Annotated in this window: 17 protein-coding genes; 2 read left to right on the forward strand and 15 right to left on the reverse strand. The window is 42.6% G+C overall.

Going from position 1 to position 16157, the window contains the following annotated elements; all coding sequences use genetic code 11:
* Positions 1 to 89 precede the first annotated feature (89 nt).
* The 13 genes from K5620_RS11410 to yceD form a co-directional block, all read right to left on the reverse strand.
* On the reverse strand, positions 90 to 869 hold the full coding sequence (locus tag K5620_RS11410; RefSeq protein WP_016403333.1) for a TatD family hydrolase: 780 nt from the start codon (positions 867 to 869) through the stop codon (positions 90 to 92).
* Positions 870 to 874: 5 nt separating this feature from the next.
* A complete protein-coding gene (locus K5620_RS11415; RefSeq protein ID WP_016403334.1) occupies positions 875 to 1798 on the reverse strand; it encodes a DNA polymerase III delta prime subunit in 924 nt (307 codons plus the stop codon).
* Positions 1799 to 1809: 11 nt separating this feature from the next.
* On the reverse strand, positions 1810 to 2439 hold the full coding sequence (gene tmk, locus K5620_RS11420; RefSeq protein WP_016403335.1) for a dTMP kinase: 630 nt from the start codon (positions 2437 to 2439) through the stop codon (positions 1810 to 1812).
* A 5-nt stretch (positions 2440 to 2444) separates the two neighbouring features.
* Complete coding sequence (gene mltG / locus K5620_RS11425) at positions 2445 to 3440, reverse strand: endolytic transglycosylase MltG (protein WP_016403336.1); 996 nt, start codon at positions 3438 to 3440, stop codon at positions 2445 to 2447.
* The gene (pabC, locus tag K5620_RS11430) at positions 3430 to 4221 is read right to left on the reverse strand and encodes an aminodeoxychorismate lyase (protein ID WP_016403337.1); all 792 of its coding nucleotides are present in this window, start codon (positions 4219 to 4221) and stop codon (positions 3430 to 3432) included. Before pabC ends, mltG begins: the two co-directional genes overlap by 11 nt.
* A 73-nt stretch (positions 4222 to 4294) precedes the next feature.
* Positions 4295 to 5539 carry a beta-ketoacyl-ACP synthase II gene (gene fabF, locus K5620_RS11435; protein ID WP_016403338.1) on the reverse strand — a complete coding sequence of 415 codons (1245 nt, stop codon included), beginning with the start codon at positions 5537 to 5539 and terminating at the stop codon, positions 4295 to 4297.
* A 75-nt stretch (positions 5540 to 5614) separates the two neighbouring features.
* Positions 5615 to 5851, reverse strand: a complete 237-nt coding sequence (gene acpP / locus K5620_RS11440; RefSeq protein WP_016403339.1) for an acyl carrier protein — start codon at positions 5849 to 5851, stop codon at positions 5615 to 5617.
* A gap of 165 nt (positions 5852 to 6016) precedes the next feature.
* Positions 6017 to 6751, reverse strand: a complete 735-nt coding sequence (fabG, locus tag K5620_RS11445; RefSeq protein WP_016403340.1) for a 3-oxoacyl-ACP reductase FabG — start codon at positions 6749 to 6751, stop codon at positions 6017 to 6019.
* A gap of 13 nt (positions 6752 to 6764) precedes the next feature.
* A complete protein-coding gene (gene fabD, locus K5620_RS11450; protein WP_016403341.1) occupies positions 6765 to 7697 on the reverse strand; it encodes an ACP S-malonyltransferase in 933 nt (310 codons plus the stop codon).
* Between the two features lie 15 nt (positions 7698 to 7712).
* Positions 7713 to 8672 carry a beta-ketoacyl-ACP synthase III gene (locus tag K5620_RS11455; RefSeq protein ID WP_016403342.1) on the reverse strand — a complete coding sequence of 320 codons (960 nt, stop codon included), beginning with the start codon at positions 8670 to 8672 and terminating at the stop codon, positions 7713 to 7715.
* Positions 8673 to 8679: 7 nt separating this feature from the next.
* The gene (plsX, locus tag K5620_RS11460; protein ID WP_016403343.1) at positions 8680 to 9705 is read right to left on the reverse strand and encodes a phosphate acyltransferase PlsX; all 1026 of its coding nucleotides are present in this window, start codon (positions 9703 to 9705) and stop codon (positions 8680 to 8682) included.
* Positions 9706 to 9716: 11 nt separating this feature from the next.
* The gene (gene rpmF / locus K5620_RS11465; RefSeq protein ID WP_016403344.1) at positions 9717 to 9890 is read right to left on the reverse strand and encodes a 50S ribosomal protein L32; all 174 of its coding nucleotides are present in this window, start codon (positions 9888 to 9890) and stop codon (positions 9717 to 9719) included.
* Between the two features lie 12 nt (positions 9891 to 9902).
* Complete coding sequence (yceD, locus tag K5620_RS11470; protein WP_016403345.1) at positions 9903 to 10433, reverse strand: 23S rRNA accumulation protein YceD; 531 nt, start codon at positions 10431 to 10433, stop codon at positions 9903 to 9905.
* Positions 10434 to 10563: 130 nt separating this feature from the next.
* On the opposite strand from yceD, the gene K5620_RS11475 reads away from it, so the two are divergent.
* Positions 10564 to 11148, forward strand: coding sequence for a Maf family protein (locus K5620_RS11475; RefSeq protein ID WP_016403346.1), 585 nt, complete (start codon positions 10564 to 10566; stop codon positions 11146 to 11148).
* Between the two features lie 41 nt (positions 11149 to 11189).
* On the opposite strand, the gene rluC is transcribed toward K5620_RS11475, so the two are convergent.
* Entirely contained in the window at positions 11190 to 12140 is a 951-nt protein-coding gene (gene rluC, locus K5620_RS11480; protein ID WP_040307541.1) for a 23S rRNA pseudouridine(955/2504/2580) synthase RluC, read from the reverse strand.
* A 413-nt stretch (positions 12141 to 12553) separates the two neighbouring features.
* Between rluC and rne the strand changes: the two genes are divergently transcribed.
* The gene (gene rne / locus K5620_RS11485) at positions 12554 to 15574 is read left to right on the forward strand and encodes a ribonuclease E (RefSeq protein WP_221077363.1); all 3021 of its coding nucleotides are present in this window, start codon (positions 12554 to 12556) and stop codon (positions 15572 to 15574) included.
* A 74-nt stretch (positions 15575 to 15648) separates the two neighbouring features.
* Here rne and K5620_RS11490 read toward each other — a convergent pair whose 3' ends face one another.
* Entirely contained in the window at positions 15649 to 16122 is a 474-nt protein-coding gene (locus K5620_RS11490) for a low molecular weight protein-tyrosine-phosphatase (RefSeq protein ID WP_016401797.1), read from the reverse strand.
* Between the last annotated feature and the right edge of the window lie 35 nt (positions 16123 to 16157).

Genomic DNA, 16157 nt, shown 5'->3' on the forward strand with positions numbered 1-16157 from the left:
GTCTACACTTAACAGACTATTAGCGCAAGGCTCTAACACAGAGCCATTCCCCTACGCTCCGCTCAGGGACTAGAGTGGAGCCGTTTTTTTCAAGGCTTTGCCAAACTAAACAAATCAAAAAAGTTCTGGGTAGTTTGTTCTGCAACTTCCTCTAAACTAATGCCTTTTATTTTTGCTAAACACTCAGCTACCTGCCGAGTATAAGCAGGTTGGTTTTCTTCTCCCCTAAACGGGATCGGCGCTAAGTATGGGCTATCTGTTTCAACCAAGATCCTATCTAAAGGTATTTGTTTAAAGGTTTGCTGCAACTCTTTTGCCGAGTTAAAACTAATGATCCCTGAAGCTGATATATAAAAGCCCATTTCAATAGCTGTTTCTGCCATCTCTAAACTTTCAGTAAAGCAATGAAGTACCCCTTTACATTGCTCCGCCTTATGCTCCGACAGTAAACGCAAAGTATCTTCTCGTGCATCTCGGGTATGAATAATCAATGGTTTGTTATGTTTAACAGCTAACTTTATCTGCTCAATAAAGACTCTCTGCTGTAGCTCTTTATGTTCTTTCGCATAAAAATAATCCAAACCTGTTTCACCCACGGCAACTACTTTAGGGTGAGCCAAATAAGACTCCATTTTTTCAAGGTCAAACTCTTGGTCTTGAACATAAAGTGGATGCATACCACAAGAGGCAAACACTTGATCAAAGTGTTGCACTTTCTCCATCATGCTCGGAAACTTCTCAGGAGATATAGCCACAGCAAGGCAATAATCTACACCAGCATCTTTGGCTTTAGCTAAAGCATCCGCTACGTTTACATGCTTACCTTGATAATCAAGTCTGTCTAAATGGCAATGTGAATCTACTAACACGCGCGTTAATCCTTAAATCGTGTAAACAGCGGGTAAAGCTGTTGGCCAACATTTAGGCCCGGATATTCTTCTATCTGTTTGAGCAAATCGAGCCAGTCTTGATAGGCCAATTCAATAGTTTTGTCTTTAGTACTAACAACAGCAAACTGGGGAAAGTCATCTCTATTAGCCAGCCCTTTAGCTAAACTAAAGGATAAGGTTAAGCAATGACCTAGCCATTGTAAGTACAATGGCTGCTTGTGAACTAAATCAGCCAGTTTATTAGTTTTAGCTTGCACCATTAATTGATATTGATGAATAAACTGTTCTAGCTGAGTAAACTGCTGCTCGCGATAAAACTCTTTGATTTGTAAGGGAGAACCGTTACAGAAACGATAAATTAGAGCAAAGTTTTCGTCTACCTTAAGCTTTTGTTTTACCAACCATTGCTTCACCCAGCTTTGCTCTGGTGTGGCGATATTTAAAACTTGGCATCGACTCATTATTGTTGGCATCGCTTTAAACGGCAAATGGTTAACCAAGATAAAGTGTGTATCTGCCACGGGTTCTTCTAAGGTTTTTAACAAAGCATTGTTTGATGCCGTATTTAGCGCGCCGATATCGCTTATAATCGCCACTTTTGAAGAACCAAAACTACTAGTCTGGTTTGCCCACAAACTTAAAGCACGAATATCATCTACTTTAGGCTTTTCTTGTTCTAGCAAAAACAAACTGCCATGGGCGCCAGAGTCTACTAGCTGACAACTATGGCAATGATTACAGGCTTGATGTTTTTGCTCGCTACATAAAATAGTTTTAGCAACAAACTTTGCTAGCTGGAGCTTACCTAAACCTTTTTCTCCACGAAGCAGCAGGCTTTGCGGAAAGTTATCTTCACTTAATTGATGTGATAATTGTTTCCATGCCTTACTTAACCAAGGAGAACTCATAGTAAATACCGTTACAGTGTATTTAGGTAATTATTTAATGCAGCCTGAATATCACAAGCTACTTTGTCTATGCTTTGGCTTGCATCGATTTTCACGATATTTTCATTAGCCTCTGCTTGCGCAAGATAAACCGATCTACTTCTTTCAAAAAAGCTCAAAGCTTGCTGCTCAATTCTGTCTAACTCGCCGCGATCACGTGCTCGGCTTAGCCCTAATCCAGGTTCAATATCCAAGTATAAGGTTAAATCAGGTTCAAAACTGCCAATAGCAATCTGTTTAATCGCTTGTAGTTTATCTACGCCTAACTCTCTGCCACCACCTTGATAAGCTTGTGAGCTTAAATCGTGTCGGTCACCTACCACCCATTTACCTTCACTTAAAGCGGGTTTAATACGTGTTTCCACCAATTGAGCGCGAGCTGCATACATGAGTAACAACTCAGTGCTATCGCAAACCTGCTCACCATCAACACCTTGTTTTACTATCGTTCGTAAAGATTCAGCAATCGGCGTACCGCCAGGCTCACGAGTATTTATGTACTCTACACCTTGTTGCTCTAACAAAGTTTGGATCGCAGCAACTGCGGTACTTTTTCCAGCACCCTCTAAGCCTTCAATAACTACAAATTTTCCACGCGTCATAATAACTATTTCTTAAGTATGTATTTTTTAACTGCGCGATTGTGCTCAGCTAAGTTTTTAGAAAAATAATGTTCACCACCACCCTTAGCGACAAAATAATAATAATTAGATTGCTCGGGGTTTAGCGCAGCGATAATGGCATCTTCACTAGCCATAGCGATGGGTGTTGGCGGAAGAGCTCGAATAACATAGGTATTGTAAGGCGTAGCCTCGCGTAAATCTTTACGGCGAATATTTCCATCATACCGCTCTCCCATACCGTAAATTACAGTAGGGTCAGTTTGCAGACGCATCCCCTTATTAAGGCGATTTACAAATACCGAAGCGATCCGAGGCCGTTCGAACTTAGCACCGGTTTCTTTTTCGATAATTGATGCGAGAATTAGCGCTTCATAAGGTGTTTTGAGTGGAACAGTTTGATTGCGTTTATCCCATTGCTCGGCAACTACTTTATCTAATGCAAGCTTGGCGCGCTTGATAATGCTTTCTGCAGGCGTATTGTGAACAAAAAAGTAAGTTTCTGGTAACAACAGCCCTTCTAACTTACTTTGCTCAACTTCAAGCCACTCAATTAACTCTTGTTCATTCTTACTGCTCGGCTTAATCCCTTCAGTTTGGTTAAGCTTTTGCCAAAACTGGGTAAAGGTCTCACCTTCAATTAGGCTAACTTTAAACTGAACGACTTTTCCGCTCGCTAATATTTGGCTTAGCTGGGCATAACTAAGCTGCTCATCTAAGTGATATAAGCCCTTTTTAATTTGACTGTGGTGAGGATGAAGTTTGAACCAAACTCGCAACCACCATGCATCTTGGTCTGCGTTAGCAAATACCTGGTTGGCGACACGATAAATGTTAGCTCCCGAGCCTACCGATACTTGTTGAACTTCGGTTGCACGCGGCAATTGCCATTGTTCAACTAAGTAATTATCAAACCACTTATAAGAAAGGAAACCAGCAATTAAACAAAAACCAATAAAACCGAGTATTACTTTACGAAGCATTTTTCACCAAATTTTGGAACCAACGACAAACAGGAAAGCGCTCGTAATTGCGCTCATTAAAAGTATTAACTGGGGCAAACTGCAATACCGAGTTACTGACAAATATTTCATCAGCAGCGACTACATCTTCAATTTTAAACTTACCTAATTGGATCTGATAAGGAGAATGCTTCACGTTGTCTAGCAAAAACTGACGTTGCACACCGGCAACCCCTGCACCATCCAGATCACTTGTATAAATCACTTCCCCCTTAACCCAGAACAAGTTAGACGCAACCCCCTCAACCACCTGATCAAAAATATCACAACAAACCAAGTCAGCAACCCCGCTTGAGTCTGCTTCTCTTTTTAGTAGCACTTGCTCTAAGCGATTTAAGGTTTTAATTGATGAAAATGCACTACCACTTGCCAAACGTTGCTTGGCAATTCCAAGTGATATTCCACTATCTCTAAAGTTTACGTAGCTTTGCGGAAACTCGGAAATAGACATAAATACACTTGGTTTAACACATTCTGGCAAGCCGTAACCTCGACCACCTTCTCCGCGAGTAATAGTGACTTTTAGTACGGCATTGTTCGCTTTAGAAGCGTGCTTATCGGCATCTCTTTTGATAGTAACGAAATCAAGAGAAGGAAAGCCAAGCTGTTGTTGAGCGCGTTGTAAACGTTTTAGGTGGTAATCCCAAAGCGTCAACTCTCCAGACCGCACCAGCATTGTTGTGAAAAAACCATCGCCGTAGTTTAAGCCTCGATCAAGCGTTGATAAATTAGCGTCTAGCAAACTCAACAATCCTAGATATAAAAAAGCCTGATGATAACATCAGGCTTCAATTAGCTATAGCGCAATACGCAGATTAGGCATCAATTTTCTTGAATACCAGAGATCCGTTAGTACCACCAAAACCAAATGAATTCGACAATGCGTAATCAATTTTAGTTTCACGTGCTTTGCCAACTACATAATCCAAATCACAACCTTCACTTGGGTTTTCCAAGTTAATGGTTGGAGGAGCAATTTGGTCGCGAATAGCCAAAATAGACACAATCGCTTCAACGGCGCCAGCTGCACCTAAAAGGTGACCAGTCATAGATTTTGTTGAGCTAACCAATACTTCTTTAGCGTGTTCGCCAAATACAGACTTAACCGCTTGCGTCTCGGCAACGTCACCTGCTGGTGTTGAAGTGCCGTGAGCATTAATGTAGTCAATTTCTGAGGCATCGATACCTGCATCTTTAATAGCAGCAGCCATAGAACGAGCAGCACCATCACCATCGGCTGGAGGCGACGTCATGTGGTAAGCATCACCACTCATACCAAATCCAACCAGCTCGGCGTAAATTTTAGCACCACGTGCCTTAGCGGCTTCATATTCTTCTAGTACAACAACACCTGCACCATCGCCTAACACAAAACCATCACGGTCTTGGTCCCAAGGTCGGCTAGCTTTTGTTGGGTCATCGTTACGAGTAGATAGTGCTTTTGCTGCGCCAAAACCACCCATACCTAAATGCGTAGAGGCTTTTTCAGCACCGCCAGCTAACATTACACTAGCGTCACCATAGGCAATCATACGTGCTGCAAGGCCAATAGCATGAGCACCAGTAGTACAAGCAGTAGTAACAGCGATGTTAGGGCCTTTTAGACCTTTCATTATTGAAAGGTGGCCAGCGACCATGTTGATAATGGTTGATGGCACAAAAAACGGACTGATTTTACGTGGTCCATTCTTTAAGTAATTTTCGTGATTCTGTTCAATTAAGCCAAGACCACCAATGCCTGAGCCAATTGACACCCCAATGCTATCAGCATTTTCCTCGGTAACTTCAATACCAGCATCATCAAAAGCCATTAGGCCAGCTGCAATTCCGTATTGAATAAACGCATCCATTTTGCGCGCGTCTTTTTTACTCATGAACTCTTCTACATTGAAGTCTTTAACCAAACCGGCAAAACGGGTTGGGAAAGCTTCGGTATCAAAGTGTTCGATAGGGCCAATGCCACTTTGACCAGCTTTAAGGGCTTGCCAAGTTAATTCAGCGGTATTACCTACTGGTGATAGTGCACCAATACCAGTAACAACGACTCTACGCTTAGTCACTGAAATGCCTCCAAGGGGGGATTTACTTATCTTAGGGGGATGCAAAATGGGCGACTGATGCCGCCCACTTTTTTATTAATCTTGATTATTTAGAACGTAATCAATTGCAGCTTGAACAGTAGTGATTTTCTCAGCTTCTTCATCAGGGATTTCAGTATCGAATTCTTCTTCTAAAGCCATAACCAATTCAACTGTATCCAAAGAGTCAGCACCTAAATCGTCAACGAATGAAGCTTCGTTTTTAACTTCGTCTTCGCTTACACCTAGTTGCTCGATGATGATTTTTTTAACACGTTCTTCAATTGCACTCATGACAATATTTTTCCTTAGTAAATACGCTTCTGCGTTGTTGCGATAGTGTATTCAAACCGAATTACTTTGCAAGTCTAACCGTAGTGGTCTAACCACGTTTTTCGTAGTTATTTTTATAAAAAACTTGCGATCTATCAATTTTTTGCACATTTTTTAAGCCACTGCTTAAACCATGTACATCCCGCCATTAACGTGAATAGTTTCACCAGTAATATAGGCAGCATCGTCGCTTGCTAAAAAAGCAACCGTTTTGGCGATTTCTTCAGCATCACCTAAACGCGCCATAGGCACCTGCGACAAGATAGCACCACGCTGATTATCGTCAAGTGCTCGCGTCATATCTGTTTCAATAAAACCAGGAGCAATCGCATTAACTGTGATCCCACGAGAAGCAACTTCGCGCGCCAATGAACGAGTAAAACCTAATACGCCTGCTTTGGCAGCAGAATAGTTAGCTTGGCCTGCGTTGCCCATGGTGCCAACAACCGAACCAATACTAATAATACGACCATTGCGCTTTTTCATCATTGCACGAAGCACTGCTTTGCTTAGACGAAAAATAGACGTTAGGTTTGTATTGATAATATCTTCCCACTCGTCGTCTTTCATACGCATTAATAAGTTGTCACGGGTAATACCTGCATTGTTCACAAGAATATCGATATCGCCATATTTAGCTTTGATATCAGCAAACAGCTGAGCAATAGAATCGCTAGAAGTTACGTCTAAGGCTAAACCAGTACCATTTTCGCCTAAATAGGCAGCAATGGCTTCGGCGCCCTTCTCTGAAGTAGCAGTTCCAATAACGGTGGCGCCGCGAGCAACTAAAGTTTCAGCCGTTGCACGACCAATACCACGGCTTGCGCCAGTTACTAAGGCAACCTTACCTTGTAGAGACATTGATAATTCCTCGTTACTTATTATCTAAAGCAGTTTTTATAGAAGTTGTATCATTAATTGCCGCAGCAACTAATGGCTTATGGATCCGCTTAACTAAGCCGCTAAGTACTTTACCCGGGCCGCACTCATAAACGGTTTCGATACCGCGAGTGGCCATTGCTTCAACGGTTTCAGTCCAACGTACTGGGCTATATAGCTGCTTAATTAGTGCAAGCTTAATTGCTTTAGCATCTCGTTCTATTGCTACATCTACGTTATTAATAACATCGAATTTTGGCTCAGAAAAAGAGATACCCTCAATGTAACCCGCCAATTCATCAGCCGCTGGCTGCATCAAAGCACAGTGAGAAGGCACACTTACCGGCAATGGCAAGGCTCGCTTAGCACCTGCTTCTTTACATAATACGTTAGCTCGGTCTACGGCTTCTTTATGGCCCGCGATAACCACTTGACCAGGTGAGTTAAAGTTAACTGCTGTTACTACTTGGTCTTGGGCGGCTTTCTCACAAGCGTCAATAATTTCTTGATTGCCTAAGCCAATGATTGCAGACATTGCACCCACTCCGGCTGGTACGGCTTTTTGCATTAACTGACCGCGATATTCCACTAACTTAAGTGCATCAGCAAACTCTAACACTCCAGCACAAGTTAATGCCGAGTATTCGCCTAAACTGTGTCCTGCTAATACTGCGGGCGCGCTGCCCCCTAGCTCGTTCCATAAACGCCATAAAGCCACAGAGGCGGTTAATAATGCGGGTTGGGTGCGGCTGGTTTCGTTTAACTCTTCAGCTGGGCCGTTGGCAACTAAACCTGCCAAATCATAACCTAGCACCTCAGAGGCTTGTTTAAAGGTATCAGCAACTACCGGATACTCACTAATAAGCTCGGCTAACATGCCAACGCTTTGTGAGCCTTGTCCTGGAAAAACAAATGCTAATTTACTCATCATCTATCCTAATAATTAAAATCTAACTAGGGCACTGCCCCACGCAAAACCACCACCAAATGCTTCTAGTAATACTAGCTGGCCTCGTTGAATACGCCCATCAGTTACTGCTTCGTCTAAAGCAATGGGGACGGAGGCAGCCGAAGTATTGCCATGCCTATCTAAAGTAAGCACTACTTTATCAAGTGGCATAGCGAGTTTTTTGGCTGTAGCTTTAATAATTCTGAAATTAGCTTGGTGTGGCACTAACCAATCTAATTCTGTTTTTTCAATACCGTTTGCGGCTAAGGTTTCTGTGACAATTTCACTTAAACGGGTTACCGCTACTTTAAATACCTCATTTCCACTCATCGTCATGTAAGACTCCATTTCGGTGCCCGACATTCCACGTTGTGGATGAGGTAGTTTTAGCAAATCGCCATAACGACCATCTGCATGAATATGGGTAGACAAAATGCCTGGTTCTTCGCTTGCGCCTAATAGAACGGCTCCGGCACCATCACCAAATAATATAATGGTAGAGCGGTCGTCTGGATCGCACATATGTGAAAGCTTATCAGCGCCAATGACTAGTGCTTTTTTAACCAAGCCACTCTTTATGTATTGGTCGGCAACACTTAAAGCATAGGTAAAGCCAGCGCAGGCTGCCGCAATATCAAAAGCGGGCACACCAGGGAGCTCTAACTTTGCTTGAACCTCACAAGCAGCGGCAGGAAATGCATTCTCGCTTGAGGTGGTTGCAAGAATAATTAGGCCAATATCGTTTTTGTCGATATCTGCTCTTTTAATCGCTAACTCAGCCGCAAATGCGCCCATATCAGCAACAGACTCGTTATTACCTGCAATACGGCGTTCTTTAATACCGGTACGATCAGTAATCCATTGATCACTGGTTTCTACCATTTGCTCAAGATCTGAGTTAGTTCTTACATTTGTTGGCAGATAACTACCTGTAGATAATATTTTTGAGTACATAAAAGACTTAATGCTTATCAATTAATAAAGATTCAAGTTTGTCGGTAATACGACCTGGCACTTGCTGTTGTATCTCTGCGACGGCTTGGTGAATAGCTTGCAAAAATGCCTTTTCATCGGCATGTCCATGACTCTTAATTACAATGCCGCGCAATCCTAACAGACTCGCGCCATTATACTGGTCGGGGTTCAGTTGTTTTAGTTGAGATTTAAGACTCGGCAAAAACAGTTTAAGAATAAATCTAGCAAACCAGTTTACATCAAACTGTTTCTTTAGTTTTGCGAGTATAAGCTGGGAAACCCCTTCAGCGGTTTTGAGTGCAATATTGCCTACAAAACCATCACATACTATTACGTCAGCTTTACCACTAAATATCTGATTCCCCTCAACAAAGCCAATGTAATTAATCGCGCTTGAGTTTTCAAGAAGTTGCGCAGTTTGTTTTACAACGTCATTGCCCTTTATTTGCTCTTCACCAATATTCAACAATGCAACACGTGGTTTAGTTAAGCCCCATACGCTTTCGGCTAAAGACGCTCCCATTACCGCAAACTGCATTAATACCTCTGAATCACAACTAGAGTTAGCGCCTAAATCTAGCAGCAAACTACCCTGGCCGTTTTCTTCAGGTAAATGAGTCACTAACGCTGGGCGTTCTATACCGGGTAAAAGTTTTAGTACAACTTTGGCCATGGCCATTAAGGCACCGGTATTACCTGCACTAACACAGGCATCAGCTTGCTGTTGGTGAACAAGATCTAGGGCTAAACGCATTGATGATTGTTTACGAGAACGTAAAGCGGTAATCGGTTTGTCGTTGGCAGAGACAACTTGGCTGGAATGAACAAACTCTAAGCGCGGATGCTGAGAAATTTGATGCTCTATTAACAGGGAGTTAATAAAGTGCTTGTCGCCAATTAAGGTAACATGCAAATGAGGGTAATAGTTAAGTGCCTGCGCAACGGCAGGCACTGTAACATGGGGGCCAACATCGCCCCCCATTGCATCAACTGCAATAGTAAGTTTTTGCAAAATGCAAAAATTTACTTGTTGATTACCTTGTTACCGCGGTAGTAACCGTCAGCAGTAACATGGTGACGACGGTGAAGCTCACCTGAAGTAGCGTCAGTTGTTAATGCAACATTGTTTTCGATAGCATCGTGTGAACGACGCATGCCACGTCTTGAACGTGTAACTTTACTTTTCTGAACAGCCATTGACCCAGTCTCCTAGTCTTTCTTTTTTAAACTTTGTAACACTGCAAACGGATTTGGTTTAGATTCTTCCTCTACAACGTCGATTTCACCAAATACTTGTTCGTTTTGCTGAACCTTACAATCCTCTAAAGAATGTTTAGGTATGATTGGCAACGCTAATAACAATTCGTCTTCAATCAATTCAGCTACTAAAAAGTAGTTGTCTTCATTTAGTTGCAGTGGTTCGTAATCTTCTGGTAACTCTTCCACTTGCGATTCATCGCAGACTGGCGAGTAAGTAAACTCAACATTAATAGCATAACTAAAAGTTTCACTACAACGTTGGCACTCTAACTCCACCTCAGTTAACGCTTTGCCTTGAACGACAACTAAACCTTGCGGATCAGTTCCAAAGCGCAACCAGACGTCTACATCACTATTCACTTTCAAGGTTGCATCGCTAAAACGAGGCAATCGTTTGATCTCGAGGAAGCCCTCATAATCTAACTTTCGCTTAGCCGTCTTAAACGGGTCAATCTCTACTGGTAATTTCACTTTTTGCATAAGGCGCGCATAATATAGTTACACTCAGTGATAGTCAAAACAATTTGTGCTTTTTTCCTGCCTTTAAAGCATCGCTATCGCTAAAGATTGCGTTTAAAATCAGCAGACTGTTAATTTTGGTTAAAAAACGATGAAAAATCGACTAATTCTTGCCTCAAGCTCTGCCTACAGAAAACAACTATTAGAAAAAGTTTGCCCAACATTTGATTGCTTCAATCCAGATATCGATGAATCACCAAAACCTAAAGAAACGCCAGAGTTGTTGGTATTACGTTTAGCCGAGCAAAAAGCACTTGCAGGAAAAACACAGTTTCCTAAAAATCTGATTATAGGTTCTGATCAAGTTTGCTGCATAAACGGAGAAATAGTTGGAAAACCCGGCAACCATCAAAATGCTGTAAAACAACTTAAAGCAGCAAGCGGACAAGCCATTACCTTTTATACAGGGCTCGCGCTATATAATAGTGAAACGAAACAGATGCAGAGTTTAATAGACACCTTCGAAGTTGGCTTTAGAGAGCTCTCCGACAGCCTCATTGAGCGTTACCTGCAAATCGAACAACCCTACAACTGTGCTGGAAGCTTTAAAAGTGAAGGTTCTGGCATTGTGTTATTCAAGCACTTAAAAGGTGACGACCCGAACAGTTTGATTGGCCTTCCATTAATAAAACTATGCGGCTTATTAGAAAGCCAAGATTTTGAGCTATTAACTTAGTAAAGATAAAAGGAGCTTAACTCCTTTTATCTCATACCTTTCTACAAAGGATCAAGCTGATCACAAAAGCGTTGAAGACTTTCTTCTAACGGCGCGGTTAAATGCATCTCTTTTTGTGTAGCTGGGTGCTCAAAGCGAATTTGCCATGCGTGTAAAAACAAACGATTCAAACCTTTCGCTTCGGTAGCGGCCAATAGTTCTTTATCTGTGTATTTGTCGTCACCCGCAATGCTATGACCTTCGTAAAGGCTGTGCACACGAATCTGATGCGTTCTACCAGTCACCGGACTGGCTTTCATCAAAGTCATGTCAGCGTATCTTCGCTCTATTCGATAACGAGTGAGCGAAGGTTTACCTTCTGCTTGATCAACAATCACCATTCTTTCACCTGACGACACAGCATTTTTACGTAATGGCGCGTCAACCGACCTAACCGATTTTGGCCATTGGCCATGCACTAAAGTTAGATAGTCTTTTTGAACAACCTTCTCTCTCAACTGTCGATGCATCTCACGTAATGCACTGCGCTTTTTAGCGACGACCAATAATCCGGAGGTATCTCGGTCTATTCGGTGAACCAGCTCCAAATAACGACAATCTTGACGTAACGAGCGCAGCGCTTCAATAACTCCAAAACTTAAACCACTGCCACCATGCACAGCCATACCAGAAGGTTTATTCAGAACCAATAAGCAGTCGTCTTCATAAACTATTTGCTGTTCTAGCTGAACAACCTGATTGAGCTTGTTAGACGGCAAACCGGTTTCTTCCGAAACTCTAATCGGCGGAATTCTTACTACATCATCAGCCTGAACTTTGTATTCTGGTTTAACTCGCTTTTTGTTAACCCTAACCTCCCCTTTGCGCAAAATGCGATAAATACGACTTTTAGGTACCCCTTTTAGCCGTTTTAGTAGGAAGTTATCTATTCTTTGTCCAGCCTCGTCGTCACTAACCGTGACCATCTGAACTGCTTTATTTTCGGTATTCATAGCAAAAATTGTAACATGCTCATAAATAATTTGATGGAAAAATATAGCTTTGCTATATTTGTAAGGCTTAAAGTGCCCGTTTTTAAAGGTTTTCCTTATTTGGCACCGTATTCGAAGCCCATTAATTTGTAAATTTTGGCGCTATCGAAACTAAGAATTTTCATAGCAACCTGATAGGCAATCACAATTATTTGCCTTAAATCAAAGCTATATAGAATAGATTGTAAAGTTCGGCAAGCACAGTTTGCGGGACTCATATTTATACAAGCGCCAAAATGCGCCCTAAGGACTAGAGAAGCTAACCGCGAGGTTACCTAGACGCTCTGACAATAAACACAGGGTCTGGCCATTTAAGGCAGGTTAATTGCTGCCCATGAGGTTGTTTAAATCAAACAAACCCCAAGGCAACATAAATGAAAAGAATGTTAATTAATGCAATGCAGCTAGAAGAAATGCGCGTTGCATTGGTCGATGGCCAAAGGCTATACGATCTAGACATAGAAAGTCCTGGTCACGAACAGAAAAAAGCAAATATATACAAAGGCAAAATTACTCGCGTAGAGCCTAGTTTAGAAGCTGCATTTGTTGACTACGGCGCGGAGCGTCATGGCTTCCTTCCAATGAAGGAAATCGCTCGCGAATACTTCCCAGAAGGCTACGTCTATCAAGGGCGTCCAAGCATCAAAGAAGTGGTTAAAGAAGGCCAAGAAGTCATCGTTCAGATCGATAAAGAAGAACGTGGCAACAAAGGCGCTGCACTAACTACTTTCATCAGCTTAGCCGGTAGTTATTTAGTATTAATGCCAAACAACCCTCGTGCAGGCGGTATTTCTCGTCGTATCGAAGGCGATGAACGCACACAGCTCAAAGAAGCGATGAATGGTCTCGAATTGCCTAACGGCATGGGGCTAATCGTTCGTACAGCTGGCGTGGGTAAATCGGCTGAAGAGCTTCAGTGGGATTTAAAAGTACTGCTTAATCACTGGGGTGCAATTACCGATGCCGCAGAGTCTAAGCCAGCACCATTCCTTATCCACCAAGAAAGCAACGTAATTGTTCGTGCAATTCGTGATTATTTACGTCGCGATGTTGGCGAGATCCTCATCGATAACAAAACTATCTATGAGCAAGCTAAAAAGCACATCGAGCTGGTTCGTCCTGACTTCGTAAACCGCGTAAAACGTTACGAAGGCGAAGTGCCGATGTTCAACCACTACCAAATTGAATCGCAAATTGAATCTGCTTTCCAACGCGAAGTTCGTCTTCCATCGGGTGGTTCAATTGTTATCGATCCAACCGAAGCCTTAACTTCAATTGATATTAACTCGGCTCGCGCAACTAAGGGCGGAGACATTGAAGAAACCGCGCTTCAAACCAACCTAGAAGCATCAGATGAGATTGCTCGTCAACTTCGCTTGCGTGACTTAGGTGGTCTAGTAGTTATTGACTTCATCGATATGACGCCGGTTAAAAACCAGCGCGAAGTGGAAAACCGCTTCCGTGAAGCTGTTCGTCAAGATCGCGCTCGCGTTCAAGTTGGTCGCATTTCTCGCTTCGGCCTACTAGAAATGTCTCGTCAACGTTTACGTCCGTCATTAGGTGAGTCGAGCACTCATATTTGTCCACGTTGTAACGGACAAGGTACTATTCGTGATAACGAGTCTCTAGCATTGTCTATCCTTCGTTTATTCGAAGAAGAAGCGCTAAAAGAAAATACCTCTGAAGTTCATGCTCAAGTTCCTGTGCCAGTAGCAGCTTACTTGCTTAACGAAAAGCGTGTAGCAATCAACAAGCTTGAAAAGCGCCATAACGTTCGATTAGTGATCATTCCTAACCAACATATGGAAACACCTCACTACGACGTTACTCGTATTCGAAATGGTGAAGAGACTCAAGAGACTAGCTATCAGCTTACTGCTGAAAACCCATCTCCGGTTTATCAACCTAACCAAGTGGCTAAAGAAAAAATTGAAGCTGAGCAGCCAGTGTTGCAGGGCTTTAGTGCTCCAGCTGCACCTAGCGCCCCAGCCAAAGCCGCTAAGCCTGTTAAGAGTGCTGTAGAGCCATCTTTAATCGCACGTATTGTTGCATTCTTTAGTGCCATGTTTGCTAGCGAAGAAAAGCCAGCACCAAAGAAACAAACACGCAGCAAGAACAATCAGCGTGATAAGCGTAATAATCGTCGCAATAATCAACGTAATGACAAACGCAACGACAAGCGCCAAGAACGCCCAGAGCGAAAAGAACGCAGCGATCGCAAGGAAGGTTCTAATAGCAACCGCCGCCGCAAGGATCAGCGTAACAAACCTGCTAGAGATAAAGTTGAAAATGAGACTACTCAAGAAACTAAGTCTCAAACCAAGCAACATGCTCCGAAAGAACAGCAAGTTAAAGAGCGTAGAGAACGTCGTAACTTGCGTAAGAAAGTAAGAGTAAAAGCTGAGAAAACCAACGAAGCAGCAGCTGAACAAACCGCAGAACAGCCAGTGGCTGAAAAGCCAGTATCTAAAAAAGTAGAAGTAGCTTCTCAAAAAACTGAAGCTCCGGCAGCTAAAACCGGCGATAACTCGGAAGCACCAAAGCCTAAACGTCGTCGTCGCTCATCGAGCAGCGCAGGCCGTAAACGCTTTAATGACTTGCCAAAAGCAGAGACCAACGCTCAAGAAGCAGCTATCGATTCTCGCTATCCAGAAGCAGAAGTGAAAGCTGAAGCTCCTGTAGTTGAAACTAAAGCAGAAGCGCCTGTTGCTGAAACTAAAGCTGAAGCACCTGTAGTTGAAACTAAAGTAGAAGCACCTGTAGTTGAAACTAAAGTAGAAGCACCTGTAGTTGAAACTAAAGTAGAAGCACCTGCAGTTGAAACTAAAGCTGAAGCACCTGTTGCTGAAACTAAAACTGAAGCACCTGCAGTTGAAACTAAAGCTGAAGCACCTGCAGTTGAAACTAAAGCTGAAGCACCTGTAGTTGAAACTAAAGCTGAAGCACCAGCAGTTGAAACTAAAACTGAAGCACCAGCAGTTGAAACTAAAACTGAAGCACCAGCAGTTGAAACTAAAGCTGAAGCACCAGCAGTTGAAACTAAAGCTGAAGCACCAGCAGTTGAAACTAAAGCTGAAGCACCAGCAGTTGAAACTAAAGCTGAAGCACCGGTAGTTGAAGCTAAAGCTGAAGACATTAAGCTTGATGCGGTTAAAGCCGAAGTTAAACCTAAACGCAGTAATCGCGGTAAGCTAAAACCTAGCAAAGTTGAAGGTAAAGGTAACGCTTCAGCTGCTATGGCAAAACCAGCGCCTGTTGCTGCAACGCCTAGCCAGGCAGAAGAAGTAGTTAAAAAACCTTACGTACGTAAGCCCGTAACAGTTGGGTCGCGTCGTGTTCAATCTACTAGTTCTAGTACATCTGCGCAGAGCCCTATGAGCAAGCCAGAATTGTAGGCAGCAAATAAGTTGTTCAAAAAAGGCCAGCAAATTGCTGGCCTTTTTATTTACTTAGGAATAACTAAACAAACCTAAACTTTCACCCTTTCCACAATGCCGTCACTTGCTTGCTCTATCATTGCTAATACTTGCTTAAAGCCCTGCACACTGCCGTAATAGGGATCAGGCACTTCTTCCAGCTCTACCCCGCCAAAAGGTAAAATCAACGCCAATTTATGCGCATATTGCTCAGGACAATGCTTATGTAAATAGCTTAGGTTTTTCTTATCGGATGCTAAAATCAAATCAAACTTAGCAAAGTCTTTATCTAATACTTTGCGTGAGCGAATACCTTTAAAACTGTAGCCCTTTTCTTCAGCAATTCTTACTGCACGAGGGTCAGGTTTATCACCTTTGTGATAATCCGTTGTGCCTGCTGAATCAACTTTGATTTTCAGTTTGTGTTGTTTAAATTTAGCTCGCAGTACAGCTTCTGCAGTGGTTGAACGACAAATATTCCCCATACAAATAACCAGCACCGATTTAACACCGACAAGTTTTTTCACATATATCCCTTATAAAAAAGGCACCTAAAGTGCCT

The sequence above is a fragment of the Agarivorans albus genome (genome assembly GCF_019670105.1).
Classification (GTDB): Bacteria; Pseudomonadota; Gammaproteobacteria; order Enterobacterales; family Celerinatantimonadaceae; genus Agarivorans; species Agarivorans albus.